This is a genomic window from Paenibacillus sp. IHBB 3054, assembly GCF_051594305.1.
Lineage (GTDB): Bacteria > Bacillota > Bacilli > Paenibacillales > Paenibacillaceae > Paenibacillus_AQ.
This window is the reverse complement of the sequence record NZ_JBOFBG010000001.1, coordinates 250,424-266,717: the sequence shown is the minus strand read 5'-3', so window position 1 is coordinate 266,717 and position 16,294 is coordinate 250,424. Positions and strand designations below refer to the sequence as shown.

Here is a 16,294-nt window from a genome sequence, read left to right as displayed (position 1 = left end):
TCCGGTCAAATCATTAGCTTATAGGCCTAACCTATCAGTTCTATAGAAACTATGTAAGTCAAACCCCTTTTGCATCAAGGGTTTGGAGTTGTCGAATTTATGAATGGGGACGGTTTGGGGACGGATATTATTTGCTCTCTTCTTTGTTCAGAATTGTATCGAAAATTTCTGCAGCTGCATGCTCAGCTTCTTCAAATACATGGGCGTAGGTGTTCATTGTAATACTGATATCAGAGTGTCCCAGCCGTTCAGAGACAATTTTAGAATGTACGCCGCTGTTGATTAGAAGAGAGGCGCTTGTATGTCTTAATTCGTGAAACTTAATGTAACGCAGCCCGCTTTCCTTAACGAACTCAATCCATCGGTTAGTGATGTAAGTTGATCGGTAGGGGGAACCAGTCGAAGTAGTAAAAACATGTAACCGATCATCACCTTTCCACTCGCTACCCAATCTATCGCGCTCACGAATGCTATGTTTACGTAATTCTTTCAGTAAGTCCACAACAAGCTGTGGAATGGAAACTGTACGACTGGCATCATCTGTTTTTGGGTCTGTTATGGTATGGCCAGTTTTTTTGGTGTAAACCATCTGCTGCTCAATTGTAATGGTTCTTTTGTCCAAATTTACATGTCGCCATTCAAGCCCCGCAATTTCTCCTCTGCGCAATCCAGTAGTTATGGCCAAAATAATAATCACTTTAAAAGCAAATGCCTCTTTATCGAGCAGAGTAGTCAATTGCTGCGCTTCCCTTTTGTTGTAACAATTTGCCTTGGTTTTCTTTGGCTTCGGGTACTTGAGTCCATTCATAGGGGAAACGGGAATTGCTTTCCATGTGACTGCCACACTAAAAATATTCTTAAGTAATCGATGTAGGGAAATTAATGTTGATTGGGCAAGTTGCTCCTTCTTTTTACTCTTCCTGAACTCCGGTTTAGGAATCTCACTGAAATAACTTACAAGGCGCATTGTGGTAAAATCACATAACTTTATGTGCCCGATGAAGGGAAGGATTAAATTATCCAGAAGAAAATCATTAAGTTCTTCTGTCTTCGGAGCATATTTGCCCTTGGCGAATTTTGTTTTCCACTCTTCGACGAAAGCTGAGAAGATCATTTTGTCGGGGGCAATATAAGCGCCGGCTTCAATCTCAGCCTTGAACTTGTACCACTCAGCATCCAGCCACTCTTTTTGCTTCTTCGCTGTAAGTCCTTCGGGTACCTTAACAGTCTTGCGTTCCCGGCCTCTAACCTGATTAATGTCAGCTTCTGTTTCTACAGTGAGACGGTAAGAGCTTTTTCCTCGGTGCTCATAAGATGGCATGGTGTGTTCCTCCTCTCAAATTGATCCTATTGTTTATTTTTCCCTTACACCACCTCCTTAATGTATAAAAATTATTTTATTCCACCCGTTAGAATGGCAAATCCTCTTCCGAAATTTGACCATAATTAGAGTTAACCGCTTTTGTCTCGCGATTTGGTACAATTACCAATCTGGATGTACTTGTGTGATTGGGCAGCGAGTGACTTCCCTTTTCGTCCCAGGCAGGTAGAATCCCGCTCTCATAATAAGTTGTTGAACAACCACAAATGTGGCAGCATCTCGCATAGCCAGGAACAATTGTGCCGCATGGAACAGATTCATCTTCATAACTCGAGTCAATAAATTTATAACCAGTGCAACGATTAACGAGCATTAAGCCGCATACAGGACAATACTCTCCTTTGGAATGAATATCTTCGTTATTACATCTAGGGCAGATAAGTGCTTTTCCTTGTTCATCAAGTGGATATCCTTCATATTTCACGACTTTTTTCCCCCTTTTAAATATTCTTTTAGATCCACATACAGGACAATAAATAGGATTAGTCAGGACAAAGGAATTTGAGCATTTCATACAAAAATGTTCATTGTTTTTATTATGTATTGCTTCTTTGAAGAGCAGATAAACTTTGTCTAAAGGGTTGAATTTAACTCCTTGTTCGATTCCTTTCCTGAAGAACCTAAGAGTATTAGCAGCTGCTTCAGTAGACAGACCAAACCAATAACTCAAGTCAAAAGCATTAAAAGTCCTCATAGCAAATAAAATACTTGGTGGAGCAAGTAAAGAACGCGCAAAGCAATTTGCTTCTTTCTCAAGAACGTCATATTCACTTTTAGATAAAGAGCTTCTTCCTAAAGTTGTACGATCACTAATTTCATTGTGCTTTAATACATAATGGCCAAGTTCATGGGCTAGTGTCCAACGGACTCTACCAGGCGTTTGCACTAAATCATTGTATAGTATCAAATAATCCTTTTTTGCTTCGTTATAGTAACAACAACCTTCTTCGCTTTCCGCAAACTCACAAACTTCTTGTATAGACATGCTTTGCTTTTTGGCAAACCAAGAATAGGACCTGATACGTAGATTGGTAAACTTTTTTGCAATTTGTTTTACCTTAATTGGAAACTCTTTCGTTTTGCTGCCGAGTAGTATTGCATTAGCGGCTAGCTCTGCTTTTTTGTAATTAGGTTTAAAGATCATCATCATCATCATTTTCAGAAAATGCATCTTCAAATGCTGCGTCCAGAATTTTGACAGCTTTTTCGAGATCATGTTCAGAAAATCTTTTAGCAAAGCGTTGAAGCTTGTGGTAGTTGGATCCTTCAGTCACTCCAGATTCTAACTCTTTTTTACGTTCATCACTTCTACCTAATAGAAAATCTGCATCGACATCGAAGTAATCAGCAATCTTTTCTAATGTTTGTAAATCAGGTTCTCTGTTTCCTTGCTCATAACTGGCATAAGTGGTTCGGGCAATACCTAATTTTTTTGATATTTCATTCTGGGTAAGATGGGAGTTCTTTCTTAACTCGAATAACCTGGATGAAAACAATTTATATCCTCCATTCATCTGGGAAACTACACTGTAAGTGTAGTATACAATATTACACGATATGTGTAAAGTTTTTCTTGACTGTACACAAAACGTATAGTAATCTTTGGATACACGAAACGCGTCATTTGATTTGGAGGTGATATCTTGAAGCGTGAATGGTTGTTGCAAAAGCGGGTTTCGTTGGGGAAAACGCAGGAATCAGTTGCTGAGGGTGCCTCAATTGCTAGAACCACTTATGCCAGCTATGAGCAGGGTGAAAGAACACCATCGGTACCTGCTGCGAAGAGGATAGGTGAGATTCTGAAATTTGATTGGACTATTTTTTTTGAACATTAAGTACGCGAAACGTGTAATTTAATAGTGAGGAGGTTACTTTAGTGCTAAGCCTTGCCGAAGTTCTCAATCAGAAACGCCTTTCTGTAACAGAAGCAGCTCATTACACCGGAATGTCCGTGGATACAATTCGAACACTCTGCCAGCAGGGTCAGATCCCCTTTTACCGAAGTGGGAAAGCCGGTTCCAAAAACGGTAAGATTCTTTTCCGGATTGAGACGCTGGATCGGTGGATGGAGCAACAGGAGAAAGTGAATTGTCCAGGCTGGAAATAAACCTGTTAGCCATCATAACCACATATTCACAGTTTATACACAGGAAAGGAGAATCCATGAACAGCATCCAAGAACAGAGCCAGCAGATTGAACGAATGTTATACCGGGGCAAGATTCTGATTAACGAAGCCCGGCGCGTGCTGGGGAAGCCTCCGCTGTATGATCTGGCTGCGGAACGGATGGAGGCGGCCTATGGACCATTCATTCGGTGAGTATCTTCGCATGTTGCGAAGATCAAAGGGGATGAACTCAAAAGAAGTTGCTGAAAGAGCTGGAGTTGTTGCCTCTTACATTACGATGGTTGAAACCGGAAAGCGAGGGGTGCCTAATCCTGATATGCTCCGAAAACTATCTGCAATTTTCAACTGTTCCTATCTTGGCATGATGATCAAGGCAGGACACATTTCGGAAGAGGAAGTGCTGGGATACAGAGAGCAAGAACAACGGGCGAGACAGAAGGGAGCAACACAATGAATAGTGATGTGCTAATCGAAAGTGTGAGTTTACGAGATTCATACGCTGGCCGTGTGGATGCACTGAACAAGGTAAAGGCACTTAAACTGCTGCCTGACAATGAGTGCGTGTCTGTAGAAATGGCGGCAAAATTTTACGAGGTTTCAAGAAAAACCATTGACAGCCTGATTTTTGATAATCGTCAAGAATTGGAGTCTGATGGTTTGAAAGTCCTGAGCGGCGATGAACTGATCTTCTTTAAGGAGAAGGCAATAATTGGAAAAATGGTTCGTTCCTTCACTGTAATCCCGCGCCGCGCAATCCTGAGGGTTGGCATGCTTTTGCGGGATAGTATGGTGGCTCGATCCTTGCGGGATCATTTGTTGGATACAGAGGCAGAGGCTACGCGGCGTGCGCGCACAGTTGACCCGGACTTAATTCATTTTAAGAAAGAGGCCTACATGTTGGAAATTGCAGCTGATATGCTCCGCCTGCCTGACAGTGGCCGGCTAAAGCTGCTAGGAGATTTTAACAAGCAGCATGGCCTGAATGTTCCAATTCCAGCGTATGCGGACGAACCGTTAACACGATCGGCGACTTCACTACTTCAAGTGAACGGCGCGGGAATATCTACTGAAAGATTCAACAATCTCATGATACACCATGGGTTGCTTGAGATTTTAGAACGACCATCCAAAAAATCCGGCATAAAAGAGTTTAAGTCGTTGACGGACGCAGGACTTGAATACGGCAAAAACATCGTTAGCCCAAACAGCCCACGTGAAACGGCTCCTCATTATTTCCCGGACCGATTTCCAGACTTGCTAAAAAAGGTCGGGTTGCTGATATGACCCTTGAGCACTTGGCCCGTATTTGGTTCCACAAGCCCCAGCAACATGCAATCATCGTTCGTAATCTTAAAAGACAATCCAAGGGAGTGAATTAATATGTCAGTTACTCAAATGCAGGAGTCTACAGCAGGAGAAGTCATTCACTTATTCAACACGATTCGTAAATTTGGGGCAACATGCTCTGTTGAAATGAAGTTGTATGAAACGTCTGATTCGATCATGGCTAGTTCAAATCAGTACGTATTTGCAGAATATCTCGAAGCTAACTCTGGTGAGGTTGACGGCGACAGCATTATCGTTCGCCTGGGAGAAGCGGAATTTTGTTTTGAACTGGGAAAAGTAAGTTTTTCTAAGGATATTACGAATCATCAGATCGACGTATTGATTGCAAGCGATAGTTATGCAATTTGGTTTTGCAGTTCCGGCCTGTCTATTATGGGTGCAGCAGAAGCGCGTAATTACAGAACAGAGCCTGAAGATCCCCTTCCTCAGATAAAGACTGACGGAGATATGTATTATGCAACACTGTCAATTTGCGCCGGCTTGAAAGCGGGGGAATATGACCACATGGAAGCCACTACCCGGATCTTCGCTGCTTTCGCCGATTATATGCTGAAGATCATGCAGGAAGGGCAGGGGAACTTGCAATGAATAATACCACACAACCTGTAGCCGAAGAGGAGACGGGAAAGTCATTGGGTTCGAGAGACTTCAATCACTTCACTTTCGTTGCAAGCATTAAATCAAAACTGGTTGATCTTCTATATTCACTCGAAAACGACGGTAGTTTTCGTTTGGAAGAAGCAGGAGAGAAAACCGGGGAACTTCTTGCGGAAGTAATTGATTTTGAAGATTATTTTACGCAAATATTCTTGGATAACCGGGATAAGAAAAGACAAAATGCCTTGATGAAGGAGATTGAAGCAAATGCGGCGCGTTGATTACGGGGATTTATTCCACATCGCTGGGATTAAAGCAGACATTGGTCTGGCTTTACACTATCTAAATGATAATCGACAGATATCAAATGATGAGATGAGAGAAGTCCTTGGTGATGTTCTAATAAAGATCGATGATTTTGAAAATGATCTTGTGGGAGCAGCTTTAAATGAATTGAAGCAAGAAAAGCAAAATCGCCTCAACGCGGCAACTTTGGCGAGTACGCGTTAAGACGACTGAAATTCAATCATATAGGAGCTACTTGGCGTAATTATACAGTCATACATTTGTTTGCGTCAAGTAGCTCCCAATAATTAGGAGCGTGTATTCATGATATCATTCATTCGCAAATTATTTTACCGTCTTCCCTCCAATGAAAAGCGCCGGCAGCAGCGCCGCGTCAAAGCATATGAAATCTTTCTAGAACAGCAGATCCGTGACCTGGGTTCTGAGCTGGCTGCGGCAGAATCAAAGCTCCAAGACCTTCAGGGCAATAAGAACGATATGTTTGCCCATTTGTGCCATGTATCGTCCTTGCAGGGCCGATTCATTGAAGCCTGCCAGCTTGAACACCAGTATGCCGAATTTGCGGCCGCAACCAGAGCAGAGAAAGAAGGTGCTGCTGTATGAGCACAGCCACACGTATACACAACCAGCCTGTAACACCTGCCAATTGGTTGAAACAAGCCTTCCGTGATGTACTGCGTTTGGGCGGCGTAAGCGCCTTGCTGGCTTCTCTTGAAGAAGATGTGAACCACCGCAACCCTGAAGACCGGGAACGCGTGTGGGAGCTTCTGTTGCCTGTAGCGCGGGCAGTGGTGTGGGAAGAATACGTGCGCTACGGGGAGACGCTGGAAGTCGGCTTTAATTTCACGATAGGCACTCATAAACCGTTTATTTGGGCGAGTGTAACGACTGAGGGCGGCGCCTGGGCAGATTGGCACATCAATCCGGAGCACAATACCTCTTACGGCTGGGATCGGGAGGTGCGGGGATGAGTCAGCAAACTGTTGAAATCAGTCCAATAATTTGCAAGATTTGGGGGGATCGCCGACCAGATTCAGATTATGAGGGGTATTGCCACCATTTGGGCTTTGATTGGTCAAATTTTGAAACTGACTTAGATACCTTTATCGAAAAGCTCAGAGGATTATACCCAATCATCGGACCCGTTGTTGTTAAAGATATTGCTGTGCAATTAACCTGGCGCGTTCTTGAGGGGAAAGAAGCGGAAGCATCCTTTCTGCAGGCTGTATTTGGGGAAGTGGGAGTTAACAGACAAAAAGAGTAGGTGGGAGTATGGCAGGGAAAGGATGGATAAAGCTGCATCGTAAAATATTGGATAATCCGATTTTTAACGATATGCAGCTTTATCGTCTATGGTCAATCTGTTTGCTGGAGGCCAGCTACAAGGAGCGAGAACAAACTATCGGTCGGCAGACTGTTTTGCTCCAACCCGGCCAGTTTGTAACTGGGAGATTTGACATTTTGGAGCTGTACAATAGGGGCTTAAAAGAGAGGGATAAAGTCAAGGGAGAGAAAACCGTTTTTAGATGGCTTGAACACTTGGAAAGTAGGGGGTTCCTGACCATCAATAAGACCAACAAATATAGCATTGTAACCGTTGATAATTGGGAGTTTTATCAGTCTGATGATGAATCTAATGACCAAGAAATGACCATCAAAAGACCATCAAATGACCAACAAATGACCACAAACAAGAAAGTAAAGAAAGAGAAGAATGTAGAGAAAGAAGAGAAGAAAGATTTATCCGCCGAAATCGAAAATTTCCGCTCCCGGTATCCTTCGGAACTTTTGAAAATCATAGATCAATACCTGGACTTCATTCGGGAGACCCGGAGCAGCAAAAAGATAGCAGATAGCATCATCCTCAAAATCCTCACTTACTTTTCCAAGTACAGTCCGGTGCAAGCCGAATACGCCATGCTTCAGCATATGAGCATGGAGGATAAACGGAGCGCTCCAGAAGTGTACACCTTTGGCATTATTCGCAAGAGCACAGAGGCTGAGGCAGCAAGGAAGCTCCAGCAGCTCAAAGGGGGCCGCGTGGGAGGAAAACAAGCTTGGGACTCTGATGCCTATCTTGATTCCCTGAAAGAGGAGTGAGCAATGTGGCAGGCAACATGAAAATGACAGAAAAAGAAGCTGGGATGCTGATCGTGATCATTCGGGATTTCGTCCCTTCCTACCAGCCTTCAAAAACAACCGCAGCAAACTGGCAGCGAATCCTTGGCAAGAAAATGACTTTCCAAGAGGCAGAGAAATATCTGCTTCAACATTTCGAGGAAAGTCGCTTCATTCCGCTTCCGGCCGATCTGATCAGCCGCTGGCAGGCCGATTTCAACCCAGATGATATTGTTCCGGTAAAACCTCCGGCAGATTTACGAGGGGGAGAACAACGTGAATGACTTCGAAACGGAGCAGAACGTGCTTGCTGGGATGCTGGCAGGAGAAAAGATGCTGTATGAGGGTTTGTCAGTGGCTACGGTGGATCACTTCGACGATGAAGAGCATCAAATCATATTTGCGGAGATCGCAGGTCGAGCTGATCACGCACTGCCATCTTGGAACATGATTTATAGACAGCTTCGCGACAAAATCAATCCAGATAAACTCATAGCGCTGAAAAATGCTGAAGCTTCTGAGAGTGGATTCAGTTATTGGCTCGACAAGCTGCACGACTTGTTTGTAAGACGAACCTATCAGGTCGCCGCTCAGGAAATATACAAGATTGCGGAAAGTGGTCGTCCATTGAAGGAAATTACTGAAATCGTCGAACAGAGAATCATGAAGGTGAATGCGGTTGAGGGAATAGAGCGGATTGTCACGCCGGAAGAAGCAGGGAATAATGCGCTGGAGGAATTCGAACGGCGCGTGAATAGTGGACAAAGCATCCACGGCATTCGACTTTCCAGAGAGGTTCCTACTGGGGGAATGCCAGCAATCGACGGTTTTCCGGGGATGGATGAATTGTTCCGTGGGTTACGCGGTGGGGATCTGATTATCGTATCTGCCCGTACTGGGGACGGAAAAACGGCGCTGGCTCAGAATATTGCCCGTCACGCCAGTGTTCACCAAAATTACCGAACGTTTTACCAGAACACCGAAATGAGTGAAAACGAAATGGTATTCCGCTTCGCCTCTCAATTATCAGAGAAAAACTTCGAGGATATTGACGGCGGAACGTTGGATAGTTGGGATCGAGCAGCGGTCCGGCGGGCATTTGAACGATACTCACAATCCCGGATATACATTTCCCACCTTCCGACACTAACGCCTGAGCGGAGCCGCGGTCTTGCCCGACAGTTCAAAACGCAGTTCGGCAATCCAGACTTAATTATCATTGACTATATTGGCCGGATGGAGTTGGCAAAGAGCAATAAGAATCGCAGGGATGATCAAATCCTTGTAGACGTTGCCAAGGAGTGCAAAAGGCTGGCTGCTGAAGTGGACGCATGCGTGATCCTGCTGGCCCAGCTCAACGAGGATGGTACCCTACAAGGTGCCAAGGCTATGGCAAACGAGGCAGACGGGTTCATGAAGCTGGAACCACTTGACAAGGAAACCCGCGAACGTGCACCGAGAGGCGCGACCCACATTATCAACACAGCAAAGGCGCGGCGCGGTCAAAAGGGCAAAGAGTTGTTCGTGAGTTTTAACAAGAAGCTCATGTACATGACTGAGGTGCGGTGATGCGGAGCCCAGAGGAGCGGGTGCGGCGGGAGAGGGAGTACCGGCAGCAGTATAAGACGCTGATTCTGGAAGCAACACGAATCGCTGTAAAGGGCGGGGTTTTCTCAGAAGCTTATGAGGACTTTGTCATTGATCATTTAGACGGCGTCATTGATCCGCTCAGTAATAACGATTTTGATTACCTGGTAAAGAGCGAACGGCTTCCGGTGCGAGAAATCCGCACAGAAGAAGACTTTACCGCTGCTCTGGAGATGTTGAGAGCGGCACAACAGCTTCAGGAAGAGACGAGCCTAACAGATATGGACCGGAGTAACTTGAAGGGCTACACGGAGGCGCTGGAAGCTCTGCTGAGGGATAGTGAATCAAACAGCACAACTTTGCACACTTTGCCAAAAGATGCGACGTCGCACCTAAGCGAAATTGACCAGCTCAGTGCTCGTATACTCAAAGCAGCGGACGTTCTAGATGATATGGCCCCGGATGATACCCGGCTACCTGAATACAAACGACTCTATCAAACCCTATGGGACAAATATAACGAGCTTCAAAAACAAGGAGGCTAACCGCATGTTGAAATTATTCCATCCAGTAAGTCAGGGAGTTATGCTGCAACGGGCTCCCGCTCGAGATCCCCGCAAGCAGGCAGACAACGAAATCAATAATCTGAAGCACATCAGCGAAGCAGCTGCAGAGCTGGACCAATATATGCGCATGGGCAATGATCAGCGCCGGCTTCATTGCTTGGCGGTTATCCAGGAGCGGCGCTATCTGATCCGGCAGCAGCCAGACAACCAATGGGACGTGTATGAACTATGCAAAGCGGTCTATGAGCTGGCTGAACTTGATCGGGTAAACTTCAATGCCGCAGGGCTGCCGGAAAAGATGCTGCTTATCCTGGAGCTGATCCCCTTTGCAGAAAACAAGGTCGTTTGTGTAGGCGTGCTGGAATATCATGACTCCCGCTTGCAGCAAGGATGGGAGATGGCGTACCTGCAGGAGCCGGCCCATGAGCAAGCCGATAGACTATAACCCACACTTAGGGTACAAGGACGATGTAATCCGGGAGAATATGGGGCTGGTTCATCATATCGCCAACAAATTTAGAGTCAGGGTTAATCAAGGCGTGGGATATGATGATTTAGCTTCTGAAGGCTCAATCGGGTTGCTTAAGGCCTTTGAATACTTCGACCCCACAAAGGTAGAGGGAGGCATTAAATTTGCCACTTACGCCGCCCGAATGATTCAGGGCTATATACAGAATTATCTTAATTCAAAAGGTTCCAGTGTGAAGACGCCCGCGTCCATTTTGAAAGTGATGAGAGTCATTCATAAGGAAAATCTATTTTGTGCATCGGCTTCAGAAATTGTCGAAAAAACAGGGCTGACTCTTGCCGAGGCTAACTCGGGCCTATTGTTTCTTGAAAACCAACAAGTGGCGTCACTGGATGTTCAACTCAGCGAGGATATGGAATCCTCTTCGCTATTGAGTATGATTCCAAGCACGGACGACTCCACACACATGTTTGTCTCAGAATTCATTGAAAGTCTGAAAGACCGAGAACAGCTTCTGATTAAAATGCTTATGGCTGGCACGAAACAACATGTCATAGCGGAAGAGCTGGGCATTTCGCAATCTTATATCTCTAAACTCACACTTCGAATCGGAAAGAAATATAAAAAATATCTGGGGATACCTGAAAGAGAGGGAATCAAAATGAGCAATGAAGTAAAAAACCGCAAAATCAATGTTGAAGAGGCTAAACGCCTTGGCGTAAAGACGGTCCTGGATGAAATCGAATGGTATGTCGGAGAAGCATCCTCCGGCGTTGCCAGCATCAGCCTGAACTCCCTGGGAATGCACATCAGTCGCCTGGCAGCGGAGACACTGGAACTGAAGGTAGGGGACTTTATCCAAGTGGGATTCAATGCTGGCTTGATGCGATTGGTTATACGTAAAGGCGATGTGGGGACCAAACTGAACAAATCCACCGGGACCCAAGGTTCGGTGGCAACCAACAATAAGGCAATTGGTCGCTGGATTCTTGGTAAGAATATTGTCCGTAGACGGTATGCGCTGCAATTCGATGAAACGTCTCAGGTACATTTCATCCAGCTGGAGGCTGCAGGAAGGGAAGTAGGTACCGCCTGATGGAGATTACAGCGAAAGAAGCCAACCAGCGAATTACAGATACGATTGCCGCGGCATTCAGCACATTTGAGCAGGCAGAGGCAGAAGTCCAATACCGGGATGATGAATGCGACGACTTAAAACACCTCATGGAATTTTTGCCCGACGATCATCCGCAGCGGGTTGGTCTGTCTGAACGAATTACTGAGAACCGCCGTAAGCGCCGTGTCGCCAAGGAAACTATAGAACAGTATGAACAATTCATTGATGTCCTTCGGCGGCATAAGAACTTTACGAAGGAATTAGCGCAGGCATTACAAACCATCAATGTCACGCTGGGAAAGCAGGCCAAACGTTATTACCGCATGCGGGTGCTGAAAGAGTATGGCGAATCATTGAATTACCGGGTATCCAATAACACCGCTTCGGCAGCTCCTGCCGTCCGGCGGGAACGGCGGGTACGTTGCGGTATTAGCCTGTGACCGAACCTATCGTAATGATTATTGTAATGATGGTTATCGCAATCGCAGCTGAGTGGGGAGAGGAAGAGGACGCATGACACAATTTGCTCTGGAACACCCGTATTTAACAACTCTCATCCTAATTGTATTGATTTGTGCAACAGGTGACACACTCATTGCATTTGCTAAACGTAGAGGGGGCGGCAAGGATGAATAAATGGGATGCACTGGTTATATGTGCAGTGCTAGCTTTCCTCTTCTTTCTGATAATCGCCCTGCTGCTGGCGGGATTATAGGTGCAGCAAAATCAACAGGAATTATCCCAATTATTATTCCTAAGAATCTGAATTGTCATTTTTGACTCAAATTATTCCTAAAATTATTCCGGAGAGGATGAACAGTATGGATTTCGATAAAGTGGGAGCACTCATGTTTTATGATTCTGAGAACCGTTTGGTTGGATCAGTAGGAATGGAGCAGAAGGATTACACCGGCGAGCAGATTCAAAGTATCGCACATGGCGCAATGATGGATGTGTTTTCAGTGGAGGAAGCGGAGGAAATCGCATACTTCAAGGTTGAGACTCATTATTTGGTGCTTCAATAGACATAACGAAACCCCTGCAATCCTTGGCTGGGTCCGCAGGGGCTTAATACGAAACAAACGTTCCTCTCACTATTTTACCACAAAGGAGCTGCCGAGAGGATGAATAAGGTTCAGATCAAGCCTGAATGGTCGGTGTTAGACTTAGGCGAGGCCACAGTGTTAAATTACGAACGTTCCCGCCTGGGCGCTGAGAGGGCATACAGAAGGGCTGACGCAGACGATAAGAAGGTTATCTCCGGTATGGTATCCGATTGTGAGTTTGTTATAGAGTGGCTATCCACCGGACGGCGCCCAGGTAACAAGCGCGGAATCGAACGGCGAGCAGCTTATCAGAACGAGAGGCTCATGGATCCGGTACGTATGCAGGCGTTTGTGCAGCACAGCACGGCCGGCAGTCCGAGCAATCTCAGCGATTGGGAAATGTTCCAACTCGAAGACGCGCTGTCCACGCTGAGCCCACGAGAGAGGGAATGTTATACACTCGCCCACGGAGAATGCTTCTCTTACGCCGAAATCAGCATGATGTTATTTATAAGCAAAGCTAGTGTTCAGGATTATGTTGAGCGAGCGCAGAAGAAAATTACAGAAGCATTAAAAAGTAGCTTATTCCTAATCCAATGTGATTAGGTTTTTTTCTGTCATAAATCTACAATATATAGTATATTCAAACAGATAAAATACAAAATAAACCAGCGCGGGGTGTTTCTTTTGAGAAATCTAATTTCAAAAAAAGAAAGAAATCTTATTATGAATAGTTATATTATTGATGATCATACTTGGCTGAAGGACTTACTTGAAACAAGACCATCTCTTAGAATAAGTGAAGTGCCAGAAGAACATAGAGTAGATTTTGAATATGTAGTTCCGTATATCCTGAAGCAGTGTGGCGATGAATGGAAAGGTGATGAATCTGTGTTACACCCGGTGGAAGATTTGGGTGATGAAAGACGTCCTTGTGGTCTTTGTGGCAGAGAGAACAGATACATCTATTATATTCAAAATAGACTTAACGGGAAAAAAATGAATGTCGGAGGAGACTGTGTAGAGGATTATGTTGATATTGATTTTCTTCGTGAAGGCAACTCAAGGGGGAAATTGCTTAGAAGAGCCAAAGAAATAAGAAAAAGAAGTATTCTAAATCAACGTTTCCCTGGGATTCAGAATAGAATAGATACTTGGTTGAATAGATCTGGAAAGAGTAATGTAGTGCTCCCATTATCTATAGAGGAACCTTATTTGAATATTGGTAATAAACTTCAGGATTTACACAACGCCTTTTTAAGAGGTGAAGATAACGAGATGATTCTTAATGAGATGGAAGATATCCTGAATGAAGAAGCAGGATATATAACGAGATTTGATGAATATATTCAGCTCAATAAAGATCACAAATTTATTGCGACAAAAAGTATTATGACATGGTTAGAGAATCGCCGTGATAGAAAGACAATGGAAAGCCTAAAGCAATATGGATTTGTAACAAAAGAAACTATTTCATTCATTTGGGAGAAAGGGTTTATCGAAAGAAATATAGATTCATTTAACCAGTTATTCGAGTCAACTATATTTAAAATAATAGAGGTTGATTTTGACAACGAAGGTTTTGTTATTCAGAGTGACCATTCAAGAGTGATCATGATAATTAGGTTTGATAAATTCATGTCAAACTTCGGTGAACGAGTATTGGGAGAGTCAACAAAAGCAGCATTTTCTGATAACAATATTGTTAAACTTAGTTCAATATACGGAAGCAATTCTCCATATATATTTAGAGATGAACTTAAGAAAAAGCTAAAAACATGGAGTGTGGGAATTAGCATGACGGATGAGGATGCAGAACTTAACCAAGTGTATTTGTATGATAGAAGGAAGAAAGATTATGTTCAAGTTAAATTAAGCGAGTTAATTGCGGAGGCTAAAGGGATTGTCTTTGGTTTGAGTAATCCTGACAGAAAGAAGTTTGAAAAATACGTTCATGAAAAAGAGGGAAAGAGGTATACGCATAATGAACTGCGAGACATTCGTAGCATAAGTAGTCAAATGGCAAACACTCCTATTAGGTAATTTTGCCCTACGATTGCCACTTATAGGTGTAGACTATAAATGATTGATTATTTATAGGATGTGGAACTAGTGAACAGATCCCGCATGCATCTCTCATTGAAGTGTAACAGGGCGGGACAATAAGGTGACTGGCGCACAAAAGGGGGCTACCGGCAGAAGGGCGGCAATCGGATTGCTGCAGCTGACGGGCCTCCTGAGCTCTTCACATACAGGCGGTCGCCCCTCCATGGTTTAGCTGGGCTGACATTTCAGCCAAGTGAGTCCGCCAGTAATAAGCCGTATCGCTCCCGGCTACAGGAGCTTATATCCGATGTGCTCACGGATAATTGAGCAAAAGAAGGGGTATGCTGGCAACGTCCCGGAGGCGTTAGGCGGCATACCGCTTTCTTCTTCTATTCGCTATGGTATATTATGTAAGAGAGCAGCCGTTAGTGGTTATGCTTTTCGGCTCTATGCCGGCTCAGTAAAGAGCGTAAATCACCGTATGCGTCTCACGGTTTATATGAGCGCTATTTAGTAGCAACTGATGGCCTTCATGAAGGCATGCGCAAAGGGAAGCTCTGAAACATGAGCTTGTAGATATGCGCCATCGGTTGCTTTTTCATATTCCTAAGCGTTTGGGAATTGGCGAAAGGATGAATGCCTTGCAGAACAGAGTTTCCAAAATCGCATCCATTCAAGCGGTTAATTGCTGGACGCTGGCAGAAGCCGGGCAGGAACGCTGTAAGAAAAGCCATAAGGCACTTATCAAGAGAAGACGCCGCGCACTTGAGAAGAGACAGAGCGGGCAGGAGATACGTGACGCCGCGCACTTTACATTTTCAGTGTAAAGCAAAACACGGATTTGACCTAGAAAGTGTAAAGTGATATTCCTGTATATGGGATATTGGTTGCAGAATTAACATGATTCTAGTGAGATAGTTGCAATGACCATACGTCAAGCAGGGAACGCTCCTAAATTGTCGAATTGAGTCCTATGACACTTAGGAGGGGTTTAATATGAAATTTCAGCGTGAGAGAGTTTCAATCGCAGAAGTGCAGGCAGCAGATCCAGCAACAATCTATAAAATGATGGAATTTTATGAGTCTTCTGTAGGAGATCATTTTTTCTTCATTGACCGTCCTGATAAAGTGTGGGTTGTTGAGGCGGAATTTGCAGATAATCCTTCAATATACACATATGATGGGGGAAAGGAATTTGACAATTCAACAGATGAGTACCGGTTGCTGCCTTCTGTAGTAGGTATGATTGATGTCCTAGCTTATTATGGTGCGTTCGAATTGAGAGCGCATCGTGATAGATGGATTGCTATACTTGAAAATCATGTTTTTTTTGAATCTGTAGATGGCGAGGATTTGGTTGCTTTTCTGTGGAGGGTATGGAAGGCAGCAGTTACGGAAGTCAAATACGATTAAGGAAAATTTTCCTTAGCAGAGGGTCGCTGAAAAGCGGCTCTTTTTGTTTGCTGATAATCGGGAAAGGGTGAAGGCATGGACTGGGTATCGTTGATGTGCAGTGTGGTTGGTAGTGTGCTTATAGGCTACTTGGTCTGGAAATCGACGAAGGCGGCTAACAGGAGAGAGTGGAAC

26 protein-coding genes are annotated in these 16,294 nt (G+C 44.4%); 23 read left to right on the top strand and 3 right to left on the bottom strand.

What is annotated here, in order from left to right; all coding sequences use genetic code 11:
• Nucleotides 1-127 precede the first annotated feature (127 nt).
• From ACQ76X_RS01410 to ACQ76X_RS01400, 3 genes are all read right to left on the bottom strand, one after another.
• A complete protein-coding gene (locus ACQ76X_RS01410) occupies nucleotides 128-1,321 on the bottom strand; it encodes a site-specific integrase (RefSeq protein WP_438491064.1) in 1,194 nt (397 codons plus the stop codon).
• Between the two features lie 88 nt (nucleotides 1,322-1,409).
• Nucleotides 1,410-2,537 carry an ImmA/IrrE family metallo-endopeptidase gene (locus tag ACQ76X_RS01405; protein WP_438491063.1) on the bottom strand — a complete coding sequence of 376 codons (1,128 nt, stop codon included), beginning with the start codon at nucleotides 2,535-2,537 and terminating at the stop codon, nucleotides 1,410-1,412.
• Nucleotides 2,515-2,877 carry a helix-turn-helix domain-containing protein gene (locus ACQ76X_RS01400; RefSeq protein ID WP_438491062.1) on the bottom strand — a complete coding sequence of 121 codons (363 nt, stop codon included), beginning with the start codon at nucleotides 2,875-2,877 and terminating at the stop codon, nucleotides 2,515-2,517. Before ACQ76X_RS01400 ends, ACQ76X_RS01405 begins: the two co-directional genes overlap by 23 nt.
• 147 nt (nucleotides 2,878-3,024) lie before the next feature.
• Here ACQ76X_RS01400 and ACQ76X_RS01395 point away from each other — a divergent pair, with 147 nt between their 5' ends.
• From ACQ76X_RS01395 to ACQ76X_RS01285, 23 genes are all read left to right on the top strand, one after another.
• Nucleotides 3,025-3,216, top strand: coding sequence for a helix-turn-helix transcriptional regulator (locus tag ACQ76X_RS01395; protein ID WP_438491061.1), 192 nt, complete (start codon nucleotides 3,025-3,027; stop codon nucleotides 3,214-3,216).
• A gap of 41 nt (nucleotides 3,217-3,257) precedes the next feature.
• A complete protein-coding gene (locus ACQ76X_RS01390; RefSeq protein WP_438491060.1) occupies nucleotides 3,258-3,488 on the top strand; it encodes a helix-turn-helix domain-containing protein in 231 nt (76 codons plus the stop codon).
• A gap of 56 nt (nucleotides 3,489-3,544) precedes the next feature.
• Nucleotides 3,545-3,700, top strand: a complete 156-nt coding sequence (locus ACQ76X_RS01385; RefSeq protein WP_438491059.1) for a hypothetical protein — start codon at nucleotides 3,545-3,547, stop codon at nucleotides 3,698-3,700.
• Nucleotides 3,681-3,962: a helix-turn-helix domain-containing protein gene (locus ACQ76X_RS01380; RefSeq protein ID WP_438491058.1), complete on the top strand. Its 282-nt coding sequence runs from the start codon at nucleotides 3,681-3,683 to the stop codon at nucleotides 3,960-3,962. Before ACQ76X_RS01385 ends, ACQ76X_RS01380 begins: the two co-directional genes overlap by 20 nt.
• Nucleotides 3,959-4,792, top strand: coding sequence for a hypothetical protein (locus ACQ76X_RS01375; protein WP_438491057.1), 834 nt, complete (start codon nucleotides 3,959-3,961; stop codon nucleotides 4,790-4,792). Before ACQ76X_RS01380 ends, ACQ76X_RS01375 begins: the two co-directional genes overlap by 4 nt.
• Before the next feature lie 96 nt (nucleotides 4,793-4,888).
• Nucleotides 4,889-5,443: a hypothetical protein gene (locus tag ACQ76X_RS01370; RefSeq protein ID WP_438491056.1), complete on the top strand. Its 555-nt coding sequence runs from the start codon at nucleotides 4,889-4,891 to the stop codon at nucleotides 5,441-5,443.
• Nucleotides 5,440-5,733, top strand: coding sequence for a hypothetical protein (locus tag ACQ76X_RS01365; protein ID WP_438491055.1), 294 nt, complete (start codon nucleotides 5,440-5,442; stop codon nucleotides 5,731-5,733). The genes ACQ76X_RS01370 and ACQ76X_RS01365 overlap by 4 nt, the downstream gene beginning before the upstream one ends.
• Nucleotides 5,720-5,962: a hypothetical protein gene (locus ACQ76X_RS01360; RefSeq protein ID WP_438491054.1), complete on the top strand. Its 243-nt coding sequence runs from the start codon at nucleotides 5,720-5,722 to the stop codon at nucleotides 5,960-5,962. The genes ACQ76X_RS01365 and ACQ76X_RS01360 overlap by 14 nt, the downstream gene beginning before the upstream one ends.
• A 99-nt stretch (nucleotides 5,963-6,061) precedes the next feature.
• On the top strand, nucleotides 6,062-6,361 hold the full coding sequence (locus ACQ76X_RS01355; RefSeq protein WP_438491053.1) for a hypothetical protein: 300 nt from the start codon (nucleotides 6,062-6,064) through the stop codon (nucleotides 6,359-6,361).
• The gene (locus ACQ76X_RS01350) at nucleotides 6,358-6,729 is read left to right on the top strand and encodes a hypothetical protein (RefSeq protein WP_438491052.1); all 372 of its coding nucleotides are present in this window, start codon (nucleotides 6,358-6,360) and stop codon (nucleotides 6,727-6,729) included. The genes ACQ76X_RS01355 and ACQ76X_RS01350 overlap by 4 nt, the downstream gene beginning before the upstream one ends.
• Complete coding sequence (locus ACQ76X_RS01345; protein ID WP_438491051.1) at nucleotides 6,726-7,022, top strand: hypothetical protein; 297 nt, start codon at nucleotides 6,726-6,728, stop codon at nucleotides 7,020-7,022. The genes ACQ76X_RS01350 and ACQ76X_RS01345 overlap by 4 nt, the downstream gene beginning before the upstream one ends.
• Nucleotides 7,023-7,030: 8 nt before the next feature.
• Nucleotides 7,031-7,858, top strand: a complete 828-nt coding sequence (locus ACQ76X_RS01340; RefSeq protein WP_438491050.1) for a hypothetical protein — start codon at nucleotides 7,031-7,033, stop codon at nucleotides 7,856-7,858.
• Nucleotides 7,859-7,863: 5 nt separating this feature from the next.
• Nucleotides 7,864-8,160: a hypothetical protein gene (locus tag ACQ76X_RS01335; RefSeq protein ID WP_438491049.1), complete on the top strand. Its 297-nt coding sequence runs from the start codon at nucleotides 7,864-7,866 to the stop codon at nucleotides 8,158-8,160.
• Nucleotides 8,153-9,445, top strand: coding sequence for a replicative DNA helicase (locus ACQ76X_RS01330; RefSeq protein ID WP_438491048.1), 1,293 nt, complete (start codon nucleotides 8,153-8,155; stop codon nucleotides 9,443-9,445). The genes ACQ76X_RS01335 and ACQ76X_RS01330 overlap by 8 nt, the downstream gene beginning before the upstream one ends.
• Nucleotides 9,445-10,008: a hypothetical protein gene (locus tag ACQ76X_RS01325; protein ID WP_438491047.1), complete on the top strand. Its 564-nt coding sequence runs from the start codon at nucleotides 9,445-9,447 to the stop codon at nucleotides 10,006-10,008. The genes ACQ76X_RS01330 and ACQ76X_RS01325 overlap by 1 nt, the downstream gene beginning before the upstream one ends.
• A gap of 4 nt (nucleotides 10,009-10,012) precedes the next feature.
• Entirely contained in the window at nucleotides 10,013-10,474 is a 462-nt protein-coding gene (locus ACQ76X_RS01320; RefSeq protein WP_438491046.1) for a hypothetical protein, read from the top strand.
• A complete protein-coding gene (locus tag ACQ76X_RS01315; RefSeq protein WP_438491045.1) occupies nucleotides 10,452-11,594 on the top strand; it encodes a sigma-70 family RNA polymerase sigma factor in 1,143 nt (380 codons plus the stop codon). The genes ACQ76X_RS01320 and ACQ76X_RS01315 overlap by 23 nt, the downstream gene beginning before the upstream one ends.
• A complete protein-coding gene (locus tag ACQ76X_RS01310) occupies nucleotides 11,594-12,055 on the top strand; it encodes a hypothetical protein (RefSeq protein ID WP_438491044.1) in 462 nt (153 codons plus the stop codon). Before ACQ76X_RS01315 ends, ACQ76X_RS01310 begins: the two co-directional genes overlap by 1 nt.
• Nucleotides 12,056-12,436: 381 nt before the next feature.
• Complete coding sequence (locus ACQ76X_RS01305; protein WP_438491043.1) at nucleotides 12,437-12,640, top strand: hypothetical protein; 204 nt, start codon at nucleotides 12,437-12,439, stop codon at nucleotides 12,638-12,640.
• A gap of 99 nt (nucleotides 12,641-12,739) precedes the next feature.
• Nucleotides 12,740-13,267, top strand: a complete 528-nt coding sequence (locus ACQ76X_RS01300) for a sigma factor-like helix-turn-helix DNA-binding protein (protein WP_438491042.1) — start codon at nucleotides 12,740-12,742, stop codon at nucleotides 13,265-13,267.
• A gap of 81 nt (nucleotides 13,268-13,348) precedes the next feature.
• Entirely contained in the window at nucleotides 13,349-14,704 is a 1,356-nt protein-coding gene (locus ACQ76X_RS01295; RefSeq protein ID WP_438491041.1) for a hypothetical protein, read from the top strand.
• A gap of 644 nt (nucleotides 14,705-15,348) precedes the next feature.
• Nucleotides 15,349-15,534, top strand: a complete 186-nt coding sequence (locus tag ACQ76X_RS01290) for a hypothetical protein (protein WP_438491040.1) — start codon at nucleotides 15,349-15,351, stop codon at nucleotides 15,532-15,534.
• Between the two features lie 169 nt (nucleotides 15,535-15,703).
• Complete coding sequence (locus ACQ76X_RS01285) at nucleotides 15,704-16,120, top strand: hypothetical protein (RefSeq protein WP_438491039.1); 417 nt, start codon at nucleotides 15,704-15,706, stop codon at nucleotides 16,118-16,120.
• Nucleotides 16,121-16,294 lie beyond the last annotated feature (174 nt).